This is a genomic window from Halioxenophilus sp. WMMB6, from assembly GCF_033283405.1.
Lineage (GTDB): Bacteria > Pseudomonadota > Gammaproteobacteria > Pseudomonadales > Cellvibrionaceae > Halioxenophilus.
Genome location: NZ_JAWMQR010000005.1, coordinates 52,885 through 63,965, shown reverse-complemented (window position 1 = coordinate 63,965; position 11,081 = coordinate 52,885). Strand labels below are relative to the sequence as shown.

Annotated in this window: 9 protein-coding genes; 1 reads left to right on the top strand and 8 read right to left on the bottom strand. The window is 54.4% G+C overall.

What is annotated here, in order from left to right:
• The first annotated feature begins 330 nt into the window (after positions 1-330).
• Entirely contained in the window at positions 331-1,818 is a 1,488-nt protein-coding gene (gene mltF, locus SBL51_RS13515) for a membrane-bound lytic murein transglycosylase MltF (protein WP_317931513.1), read from the top strand.
• Here mltF and tadA read toward each other — a convergent pair.
• The 8 genes from tadA to SBL51_RS13475 all read right to left on the bottom strand — a co-directional run bounded on the left by tadA (position 1,804) and on the right by SBL51_RS13475 (position 11,043).
• Entirely contained in the window at positions 1,804-2,295 is a 492-nt protein-coding gene (tadA, locus tag SBL51_RS13510; protein ID WP_317931511.1) for a tRNA adenosine(34) deaminase TadA, read from the bottom strand. The genes mltF and tadA overlap by 15 nt on opposite strands.
• The gene (locus SBL51_RS13505) at positions 2,292-3,110 is read right to left on the bottom strand and encodes a putative RNA methyltransferase (protein ID WP_317931509.1); all 819 of its coding nucleotides are present in this window, start codon (positions 3,108-3,110) and stop codon (positions 2,292-2,294) included. The genes tadA and SBL51_RS13505 overlap by 4 nt, the downstream gene beginning before the upstream one ends.
• 33 nt (positions 3,111-3,143) lie before the next feature.
• Positions 3,144-3,395 carry a DUF1653 domain-containing protein gene (locus SBL51_RS13500; RefSeq protein WP_317931508.1) on the bottom strand — a complete coding sequence of 84 codons (252 nt, stop codon included), beginning with the start codon at positions 3,393-3,395 and terminating at the stop codon, positions 3,144-3,146.
• A gap of 169 nt (positions 3,396-3,564) precedes the next feature.
• Positions 3,565-4,326 (bottom strand): cobalamin-binding protein, encoded by a 762-nt coding sequence (locus SBL51_RS13495; protein ID WP_317931507.1) that lies wholly within the window; start codon positions 4,324-4,326, stop codon positions 3,565-3,567.
• Positions 4,327-4,499: 173 nt separating this feature from the next.
• The gene (locus SBL51_RS13490) at positions 4,500-7,373 is read right to left on the bottom strand and encodes a putative bifunctional diguanylate cyclase/phosphodiesterase (RefSeq protein WP_317931505.1); all 2,874 of its coding nucleotides are present in this window, start codon (positions 7,371-7,373) and stop codon (positions 4,500-4,502) included.
• A 20-nt stretch (positions 7,374-7,393) separates the two neighbouring features.
• Complete coding sequence (locus SBL51_RS13485; RefSeq protein WP_317931504.1) at positions 7,394-8,647, bottom strand: hypothetical protein; 1,254 nt, start codon at positions 8,645-8,647, stop codon at positions 7,394-7,396.
• On the bottom strand, positions 8,640-9,086 hold the full coding sequence (locus SBL51_RS13480; RefSeq protein ID WP_317931503.1) for a hypothetical protein: 447 nt from the start codon (positions 9,084-9,086) through the stop codon (positions 8,640-8,642). The genes SBL51_RS13485 and SBL51_RS13480 overlap by 8 nt, the downstream gene beginning before the upstream one ends.
• 361 nt (positions 9,087-9,447) lie before the next feature.
• Entirely contained in the window at positions 9,448-11,043 is a 1,596-nt protein-coding gene (locus tag SBL51_RS13475) for a GMC family oxidoreductase (RefSeq protein WP_317931502.1), read from the bottom strand.
• Positions 11,044-11,081 lie beyond the last annotated feature (38 nt).

Sequence of the window (11,081 nt, the reverse complement as noted above, 5' to 3'; positions counted from 1 at the left end):
ATTTTTAGACCATTTTGCTTTTTTGACCAAACCTTTGGCTTTTAGCAGCGGAATTACGCCTCCAATTTGAAGATTCTGTCCATCTAATAAACAGAGACAAAAAAGCCGGACGAGACAAGGACTTAAGGGTTAGCAACCACTGCCTTGATTCCAAAAAATTATCGATTTTCGACTTTTAAGTACCGTTTTACAGGACGGAAAATTACTCACCTACCATAAATTTAATTGTTTTTCAATCTAGTGCATCTCGTCTTACGAAGATAAAATTCGCACAAATTTTGTTCAGGGCCGTTTTTATAGGTTTCAATTAGGTGCACGGCAGTCATTAAAATGAACGGGTATAAGAAAGTACAAAGCGCTGTTTACCAGCTCCTCAAGGCGACACTGCTCACTGGTGTCGTCCTGGGTTTGTGCACCCCGTTGATTGGCAGCCATGTTCCCACCGAGTTGGAATCGGTCTACACCTCAGGCCAACTGAACGCGGTCTCCCGCAACGGCCCCACCACCTATTACGAAGGTAGCAACGGCACCACCGGTCTGGAGTACGACCTGCTTAAAGCCTTCGCGGCCTATCTGGGCGTTGAGTTGGTGCTGCATGAAGAGGACAGCCTGCCGCGCCTGATGGACCAGGTTACCCATCACCAATTCGATATTGGCGCCGCCGGCATCACCATCACTCAGGAACGGCAACAGACCCTGCGCTTCACCGAGCCCTACCAGGAGGTGAATGAGCTGCTGGTCTACAACCGCCAAGCCGCCAAACCGACCAGCCTGGAAGACTTGGTGGGCAAAAAGATCATGGTTATTGCCGGCAGCTCACACGCCAATCGACTGCGCGAACTGCAGGCTAGCATTCCACAACTGCGCTGGGCCGAGCACAGTGAAGCTGATATGACCGATCTGATTGAGATGGTCCATAAAGGCGAAATCGACTACACCATCGCCGACTCCAACGCCTTTGCACTCACCGAAAAGATCTTCCCCCGCGCTGGGGTCGCCATGGAGCTCTCCGGTAGCCAGAAGCTGGCCTGGGCCTTCGCCCGCTCGCCGGATAACAGCCTGTTTAATAAGGCGCAGGCCTTTATGCAGGAGATAAAAGCCAACGGCCAGTTAGAGGAGCTGATTGCGGCCCACCAACTGCCGCTCGATCTCGACCAGGGCGGCGCCCTGACCATCGCCCAGCGTATCGAGAGCCGCCTGCCCCAGTGGGAGCACTATCTGAAACAGGCTGGCGAAACCTATAACCTGGAGTGGGAGCTGCTGGCAGCGATTAGTTATCAGGAGTCACATTGGAACGATCGCGCCCGCTCCTACACCGGCGTGCGCGGCTTAATGATGCTGACCCAAACCACCGCCAAGGAGATGGGCATCAGCAATCGGCTGGACCCGGTGCAGAGCATCTTCGGCGGCGCCAAATACTTCAAAAGTATTTTCGAGCGTATCCCAGCGCGAATTCAGGGCGATGATCGTCTCTGGCTGGCCCTGGCAGCCTATAACGTCGGCATGGGCCACCTGGAAGATGCCCGTAAACTGACTGAGGGGCTGGGCGGTAACCCGGACTCCTGGGAAGATGTGAAAGCCAACCTGCCGCTGCTGGCCAAGCGCGCCTACTACCGTCACCTCAAGCACGGTTATGCCCGCGGCTGGGAGCCAGTGCAGTATGTGGAAAATATTCAGCGCTACTATACTGTGATTGCCTGGCACGACACCTTCAACAACCACGCGGTGGCCTCCTCCGGTCAGGATCCACACTCGGATGTACGACCCGTCACCTTTCAAAACGACGAAGTCGCCTCGGTGGACTTACCCTTCCTTTAACGAGTTCTTCAGCTCGCGTTTGGCAGCTCTGCGACTTTGAAAAAAGTCGGTGAGCAGCGCCGCCGATTGATCCGCCAACAGGCCACTCACCACCTGCAAACGGTGATTGCTGTGCTGGGCCTGCAGCAGCTGCAGATTGCTATCCACCACGCCCGCTTTTGGTTCACGGGCACCGTAGATCAACCGCTTCACCCGGCTGTGAATGATTGCACCCGCGCACATGGTGCACGGCTCCAGAGTGACAAACAGATCGCAATCCACCAGCCGGTAATTACCGAGTGCCGTGGCCGCCTGGCGCAGCGCGACGATTTCCGCGTGGGCGGTTGGGTCGCAGCCGGTAATAGGCTGGTTCCACCCCTCGCCCACCACCTGGCCATCACACACCACCACCGCACCAACTGGCACCTCGCCGGCATCGGCAGCTTGCTGGGCGAGCTGCAGTGCCTGCTGCATAAAAAACTCATCGCTCTCGGTCATGAGGGAAACCTATAGATCGCAATAGTGAAATCGGCAGTCACCTGGCTGTCGGCCTCGAGCCACTGCTGGCGCAGTTCGGCGGAGGACTTCCAGACCATCGGCGTCATGGCAAACAGCCAATCTCTATGGCTTGGCTCCGCCAACGACATGGCATAGGTCAGGCAATGATTCTGTTCCAAGGTGGCGCCCTCCGGCGTCGCCGGAAATGGATGCCGCTTCGGTTCGCTGTAGATCAGTTGCCGCAGTTCAAGCAGATGCTCTGGGCCGGGAGCCACTACCACCAGGTAGCCCTGCTTGCAAAGCAGGCGCTTAAGTTCAGCGTCTGAGGAGGGAGCAAAGTTACGCAGTACTATATCCAAGCCGGCATCCATCACCGGCACATTAAAACTACTGGCCACCACACAGTGGCCACGCGCAAAGCGCTTGCCCGCCAGACGCAGCGCCTCTTTGGAAATATCAGACAGGTACCACTGCACGGTATCGCCCGCCTGCGCCTGCAGATAACTGGAGTAGTAACCATCACCACCACCCAGATCTAAGGCTTGCACTGGCCGCTTGGAAAAATTCGTCAGCAACTCTGCCTGCACAGAGGCCAGTTGCTCAGACAAAGGCTGATAATAGCCGGCCGCCAGAAATTGGCGCCGGGCCGATAACATCGACTTGTCATCACCGGGCGCTTTGGAGTGTTTAAAATTGGCGGGCAACAGATTGAGATACCCTTCACGGGCAAAATCGAAGCTGTGATTGTGGCAGCAGACGGCGCGGCTCTCCTGCAACTCCAGCGGGCAGCGGCAATGGGGGCACAGCCAGATCATCGGCGATAGAGACTCCATCATCGCGCCAGAAGGTTATGACAACGCAAGCTCAGCCAACTCCTCAACCGTTGCCGGTCGCTCGTAAAAAAAGCGCGGCACCGGTTCGCCGTTAACATCCACCGGCGTTAAAAAGTTGGCTAACGGCCTGACCCAGAGATCATAGTTACCGTACATGCAGCGATAGAGCACCAAGGTCTCTTCGCTTTCACTGTGTTTTACGGTATCCAATACCAGGTATAAATTCCCTTTGTAGTGGCGGTATACACCAGGGGTTGGCCTCTGCACGGAGTTCACCTAAGCGTTAAATTCAATGGGCAGCGCGGTATTCACCGCGCACGCTGGCGGATTTTACTGATTGCGACTCGATAATCATAGTCAACAAATTTTGGTGCGCTTGAGCTAACCGCTGAGCAATCGGTTTTTATCCCGAACAGAACTAGTGGATTGCCTCTGTCTAAGTTGCCGAGCGCACCGAGTCGATGGCTTGGCAAACCTGCTCGGCACCGAACAGTATGCGGGGGGTATGACGGGATAGATAATCGGCGTTGATTGAGAAAATGTGTTGCGCTTGCACGGCATGCAACTGCGGCCAACGCTGCCAGTAGCTGCGCCAGTGCGGCTGTTCACCACTGGGATGGCTGCCGAGAATCATCTCAGGATTTTGCGCCAGCAGCGACTCCACCGCCACCTGCGCCACCGTCGCCGGCAGTTGCGCATAAATATTAACGCCGCCGCACAACTCAATCACGCTGTTGATCAGGGTGTTGTGATTGAGCGTCTGCAGTGGTGTTTGCCAAACCTGATAAAAAACCGATACCGGCCTGAGCTGGGAATATAGGGTTAGGCTCTGCAGCGTGGTTTCAAATTGCTTGGCCTGCCGCTCGGCTTCGTCGGCATGGGCGGTTAACCCCCCAAGCGTGCGCAACTCATCAGCGATACTGGCCAGAGTCGTCGGCCGCGACCAATACACCGCAATGCCGAAACGTTGCAGCTGTTCAATGGCCGGGATATTCCCACCATCGGCCCAGGCCAGAATCAGGTCGGGCTGCAGCGCTAAAATGGCTTCAATATTGAGCGACTGGTAATCCCCCACCACCGGCAACGCTTGTGCCGCCTCCGGGTAATCACTGTAGCGGGAGACGCCCAGCAACTGCCCACCCGCGCCAATGACAAAGAGGTTTTCGGTCAAATGGGGAGATAGACTAACCAGCCGCATAGCCGGCGCCGTCAGTTTAAGTTCCCGCCCCAGGCCGTCGGTTACCACTAGCGGTGCAGCTGTAACCAGGCAGCTACGGCCAGCCAAGCCTAAGCAATACAGCAGCGGCCAGCCATAACGGCGGGCGGCCAATAACAATTTAAAAAACAAAAAGTCTACTCGTCGCTGGGTGTTTAACCGGGATTATCGGTTAACTGGGGCTGCGCCACCAGCTCATCGGTTGCCTGGCTGTCGAACAACTCCGCCAGTGGCGCCGGCATGCCCAGAAAATAACCCTGGCCATGAGTGACGCCCAGTGCCCGCACGATGGTCAAAGCGGCTTCATCCTCAACAAATTCCGCCACCGTCTTCATACCAAAGGCGTTGATCATTGCCGACAGGCTCTTCACAAACACCTGATCGTCGGCGTTTTTGGCAATATTCTTAATATAGGAGCCATCCAACTTAACGTACGTCAATGGCAACATCTTCAGGTAGGTGAACGACGAGAAGCCCACACCGAAGTCATCCAACGCCACGCTCACGCCATGGCGGGTGATCAACTTCAGATTCTTGAGCACCTGTTGGAAGTTTTCGATATAGGCGGTTTCCGTCAACTCAATGATCAGCCGTGATGGTTTGAGTTGATAACGCTCAAGCACGGCCAGCACCATTGCTGGAAAATCGTTGGCTTGCAGCGTCGGCGCCGAGATATTTACGGCAATATTGTGCTCTTCTCTAAAGCGATGCAGATTGCTGCTCAGCTCGCGCACCGCGCGATCAAGCACCCACTCATCAATTTTGCGAATCACCCCTAAACGCTCCGCCAGGGGAATAAACAGTCCCGGTGAAACCGCATTACCGGAATCATCGTTCATGCGAATCAACGCCTCGTAATGGGATATGCCTCTATCCGACAGCCGCACAATCGGTTGGTAAACCAGGCGAAACAGATCCTGCTCCAAGGCATTGCGCACAGTAAGAATCATGCTGTGGTCGTGCTTGATCTGCTCCACCCGGGCATCCTGGTCATCAAAGATATGCCAGTACCCCAGCCCCTTTTTCTTGGCGTGGTACATCGCCATATCGGCATTGATCAGCAGGGTTTCAGCATCCTTACCGTGGAAGGGATACAAGGCGGCGCCGATACTGGCCGAGTAGTGCACGACCTGGTCACCGTTGGCGTTGATGCTGTCGTTAAGCAGGGTTGCCAGCTTCTGGCAGATATCCGGCAACTCAATGGTGGGCACCTCACGCAGGAGCACCGTAAATTCGTCACCGGCAAAGCGACAGATGGTCGCTTCAGAGTAGCCAACGAATCCGCGCAGTTTATCGGCGATCTCCACCAACACCTGGTCACCGACATTGTGGCCATAGATATCATTAATATGCTTGAAGCGGTTGACGTCGATAAAGATCAGCGCGCAATTGCGTGAGTTGGCTAACACTTCACTGAATGCGGCGTTGAAGGAGCGGCGATTACCAATGCCGGTCAGGCCATCGTGGTTGGCCATCCAGCGCAGGTCATTTTCAGCACTTTTCTGCTGGGTCTGGTCCATACCGATCGACAAGATAATCTCTTTACCGGACTCATCTTCCACCAGCGTGTGGGTCCAGGCCACCACCAGCTCTTTCGCGTGCTTATCCACGATCTTGAGCTCCTGCTGAAAGGAGGGTGCGACGCCATCAAACAGATTGCCGACGTTGAGCTGAAACTCGTCCAACTCCTGCTCGTCGCGCAGCAGCAGACAAAAGCTGTTGGGCTGATGCTCGAACAACTCATCAAATTTCCGGTTGGTGGACTGAATGTAATTGGCCGCATCCTGGGTAAGGATAAATACGTTGGAGTTGTCGAACAGACGGGTCATAAAGGCTCGGGAGCGGATCAAGGCGCTCACCTGGTCATTCAAAAACCGGCTCTTTAATTCCACCTCATTCTGCAATTTTTTCAGCTCACCGGCGACATAGAGAGTGCTCTTTTCCAGCACGGTTATCTCGTCTTCGAAAAAAGGCTCATCGACACTGACCAGCTCAATCGCCTGGTCAAACTCCTGTTTGGGTAGTGCCAGCAGCGCCTGCACCACTCGCAACAGCTGCTTGATCGAGCGGTGGCCAATGGAGATAAGAATCACCTCGGCCAGAATCAAGCAGAGAATGGCGATCAAGGCGGCCTGATAGATGCCCGATTTCATCTGCTGATAGGAGTTAGTTTTATCCGAGATGGAAAAGAAGTGTACCCGGCGGCCATAAAAGCGGCCGTCGGGTGCGGCCAGCTCTTTAATTAAATAGTATTTGTTATCCAGCTCATACAACTGGTCGCGAGCATCGCCGGTTATTGCGTGGGACCGAGAGAAGTTTTCAATGACAGGAAAAATATTAACAAAGTCGCTACCTGCCCAGGCGGTTACCCCCCATTGCTTCAGATAGCGCTCCCGCTCACTCGCCGCAGGGGTATCCGATTCAATTAATATCGCCACCGAAGAGACCGACAGGTTGTAGAACACCCGCACCATATCGGAAATATTTTGCGCAATGGCAATGGTATTGTATTCACCTTTGGCATTGATGAATGGCTCCAATACCACCATCGAGCAGGAGCTCTGGCAATAGACAAAATAGCGCGGTTCGTTTCTGGATCGGCTATCTTCCAGCTCGGCATAAAGCTCGGTGACAAATGGTTCATCATTGGAGAGATTGCTGGGCGACATTCGCACCAGCTCCCTATCCTGGCTATCAAAGAAGGCTATGTAATCCAACTCCAGAAGGATGTTAACCGACAACCATTTCTGCTCCAGCAGGGATTGCACATTCGCGCGCTCATCCTCTCCCGCCTGCTGGTTAAACACCGGCTGGTTAGAGGCAATCAACTGGGCCATTTGCGATAACTGCAGAAAGTTATCGTCGAACAACTCATCCAGCAGCGCCGACTGTGTGCGGTAGTTGTACTGCAACTCCTGTTGAAACAGGTATTGCTGTTTATCGATGGTTTGCCAAATCCAAAGCACGCACATCCCGACCGAAACCAGGCTGATAAAGATAACACCGCGCCACTTTAAGCTGACAAACACCGTCGGGCTCCGCTGAACAATTAAAAATGGTAAGAGAGCTGTAACACCAGAAAATCCCAGTCCTCTTGCAAGGCCTGATAATCAATATTGTCTGGTCCATTGATAAACGCTGCCCCCTGGTTCCAACTCCACTCACCGGTCAGCGAAAAATCGGGATTAAAATACCAGCGAGCGCCCACCGTCACCGCTTCGTTGTATTGTGTGACTGGATTACCGCCAGTTTGCACCGCAAACGCCTCCCCATCGCGATCACCTGTGTCGTATACCAGGTGTTCATAACGGGCATACAGGCTTAACTTATCGCTCGGCATCCATTCGGTTTGAGCGTAGTAACCCTGCAGATTGGCCGATACAGCTTCTAGGGGAAAGTACAACACCTCCAGGTCGGACATTTTGATCGCCACTTCCAGATATTCCGAAGTAAATACCCAGTTGCGCCAGTTGTACTGCAGCGAAAAGAGCTTCAGCATCGGCTCAATCCGAGTGGCAGTGATGTAGTGCACAAAATTTTGCGGGTTGTCGAGCAGGTCACTAACACCGGCTTGCAGCTCCGCGGTGCTAATGCGGGCGGCATTGTCCAGCTCGGTGGAGACATCCAACAGACTGAAACCAATATTCAAATTGCTGAGGACCGCGGGGCTATAGGCAATTTTAAAACCGGAGATATCAACCTCTTCAAACCGACCATTGATGTTTTGCTGGTAAGCCTGATACTCAACGACGTTGTTATCGATGTGGGCGGTACCCGCGATAAGGTCGATACCCAAATCGCCCCAGCAGCAGCGCAGGTTGAGATACAGATTGCCACCGTCGGCCGACAGTAACGCGTCTCTGAAGGTTTCAAAATAGACCGACTGGGGTACAAACACCCCGGGGCGGGCGTGGGGTACATCACGCGTGCGGTTATAGATACCGTAGGGGGTTTTCACCCGGCCCACGCGAATACCTGCGCTCACATCATCCAGGCTCAGAAAGCTGTAATCCATCAACAGAAAATCGATCTGGGGGGAACCATCATCGAGATCCCCCACCTTGCGCGATAGAAACTGTCCGGCGAAACGCAGATCGGTATTCACCTGCCAACCACCAGTGAGACCAAGCTCACGGTAATCCAGGCTGGTGCCTGTGCTGTTGTCGTAGAAGGGGTTATCAGGGCTATAGACCAACCCCTGACTGAAATAACCACCATACTGCGCGCCCGCTCTGGCCACATTAGCCAGCAGCAGGCAGAGCATCAACAGCAGCGAGAAAGAGGATAACTGGCGTTTATTCATGAGCAGCCACCGGATACACAGATGGATTATTGAGATCGACCTGGAGCCGGTCGACATAGCCTACAGCGCCTGGGGTGGCGGCCACCTTTTCCAACATCGCCTGCATTGAGTCGACCACCTCCGGTTTAACGCCAGTGCCACTGAAGACCAAACGATGCCACAAACGGTTTAACTGGTGCGGCTGCATCTTGAGATAGAGGTTGGTGAACTCTTTATAGGTGTCGTTATTATTGGGCAGGGTAAAAACGGTCACTGGGGTGCCATCCGACCAGAATTTTTTCTTCATGGCAAAGAGCCGCAGGAGCGTCTCACCTGACAACTCTTCCTGCTGTTGAGCTGAATTAACAATAACAACCACTTCCGCAGACACCTCATGCGCAACACCGCAGGCGAGGTACCCGAGAATAATAAGCAACAGGGAGAGGGGTTTTCGACTCAACAGCATCGTCAATCAATTACGCTCCGTATAATTGACGAGCACATTGGACAACTGGCGATAGACAGATAGAAAGGTGGTGTGTAACACATCATGTAGTGACTAACTCTATAGCTTCCTGCTTAAGACGATTACCGTTTGTTTATTATCATTTCTAAGCGGACGTAGTAGTCGGACATGTCACACCAAGACCCATGCCTCCAACCAGCAGGGTGCTGAATAATAAGCACCCAACCCAGTTAAATCTACGCCCTAGTTCAATCTAGCTACCTTAGACACTTCAGTATAGTCAGTAATCGCAACAGCGGGGCAGACATTGTCAAAAGCGTCGACTGGGTTGGCAAAGTAGCGGTGGCTAAATCGGTTAACCCAGTTTTTCGGCCAGAGTTTCCGCAATCATCACCACCGGCGCATGAGTGTTGCCACTGGTGATGTTCGGCATGACTGAGGCATCGGCAATAAACAGGTTATCGAAGCCATTCACCTTCAGATTGGCATCCGTCACGGCCATAGGGTCACCCGCCTCGCCCATTTTACAGGTGCAGGTTGGGTGAAAGATGGTGGTGGCGATATCGCCCGCCGCTTTGCTCAGCTCTGCGGGCGAACGCAGCTCGGCCCCCGGTTTGATCTCTCGGGGATTAAACCGGCTGACACTCGGCTGGGCGGCTATCTCCCGGGTAATCTCAATCGACTGCGCCGCTATGCGCCGGTCCTCTTCCGTGCTCAGGTAGTTGGGGTCTATCCGAGGCGGCTGACGCGGGTCGCCACTGACCACATCAACCCGGCCACGGCTGGTCGGTCGAAGATTGCAGACACTGGCGGTGATGCCGGGAAAGGGGTGCAGATTGAGGCCCAACTGCTCGGCACTCATCGGTTGCACATGATATTCGAGGTTAGCCGTGGCCTGGCTGCTGTCGGACTTAAAAAATGCCCCGAGCTGACTGGGTGCCATGGAGAGCGGCCCAGAGCGCTTAAGGGCGTACTCGGCTGCCATGCGCAGCTTGCCCAACCAAGTGCGGTTGAGGTCGTTGAGGGTGGTGGCGTTTTCCACCCGAAACTGCACACGAATCTGCAGATGGTCCTGCAGGTTGGCGCCCACCCCAGGCAGCGCCACCCGGCACTCAATACCGGCCTGCTTTAAAGCCTGCTCGTCGCCAATACCACTGCGTTGCAATATCGCCGGCGAGGCAATGGCGCCCGCCGACAGAATCACCTCACCGCTGGCCATCACCCGCAGAGACTCGCCCGCTTGAATGATCTCCAAACCGGCGACACGATTGCCATCGAGAATCAATTTATCAACCAACACGCCGGTGGCAATGGTGAGATTGCTACGCTCTTTAATCGGGTTGAGAAAGGCTCTTTTGGCCGAGAAGCGCAGGCCGCCCTTCTGGTTGACGTGAAACAGCCCCACACCGGCGTTATCACCGGTGTTGAAATCGTCGCTGGCAGGAATTCCGTAGTCGACGCAGGCCTGCTGCCAAGCATCCAATATCGCCCAGCGCAGGCGCTGCTGCTCCACCCGCAACTCCCCGTCAGCGCTGTGGAATTCACTGTTGCCGGCAAAATAGTTTTCCGACTTTTTAAAGCGAGGTAGCACCTCCGCCCAGGACCAACCGGGCAATTGCCAGGCGTCGTAATCCTGCGCCTGGCCGCGCATATAGATCATACCGTTGATGGCACTGCAGCCACCCAGGACCTTACCTCGCGGGTAAGGCAGAACCCGGCCGTTGAGACCCGCCTGTGGCTCCAGTTTGTAACACCAGTCGGCGCGTGGATTACCCATGGCAAACAGGTAGCCCACGGGAATATGGAACCAGTGCCAGTTATCGTTACCGCCGGCTTCCAACAGCAGGACTTTACGCCCGGGGTTTTGCGACAGACGATTGGCCAACACACAGCCAGCGCTGCCGGCACCGACGATAATGGTATCGAATGAGGAGTTGGTGAATGCGGACATAATTTGGTCTTAACTGTAGAGGTCGGCAATAGTAAACC

Coding starts and splice junctions, on each gene's coding strand:
- mltF (WP_317931513.1), top strand. CDS start 331: ATGAACGGGTATAAGAAAGTACAAAGCGCTGTTTACCAGCTCCTCAAG.
- tadA (WP_317931511.1), bottom strand. CDS start 2,295: ATGACCGAGAGCGATGAGTTTTTTATGCAGCAGGCACTGCAGCTCGCC.
- SBL51_RS13505 (WP_317931509.1), bottom strand. CDS start 3,110: ATGATCTGGCTGTGCCCCCATTGCCGCTGCCCGCTGGAGTTGCAGGAG.
- SBL51_RS13495 (WP_317931507.1), bottom strand. CDS start 4,326: ATGCGGCTGGTTAGTCTATCTCCCCATTTGACCGAAAACCTCTTTGTC.
- SBL51_RS13485 (WP_317931504.1), bottom strand. CDS start 8,647: ATGAATAAACGCCAGTTATCCTCTTTCTCGCTGCTGTTGATGCTCTGC.
- SBL51_RS13475 (WP_317931502.1), bottom strand. CDS start 11,043: ATGTCCGCATTCACCAACTCCTCATTCGATACCATTATCGTCGGTGCC.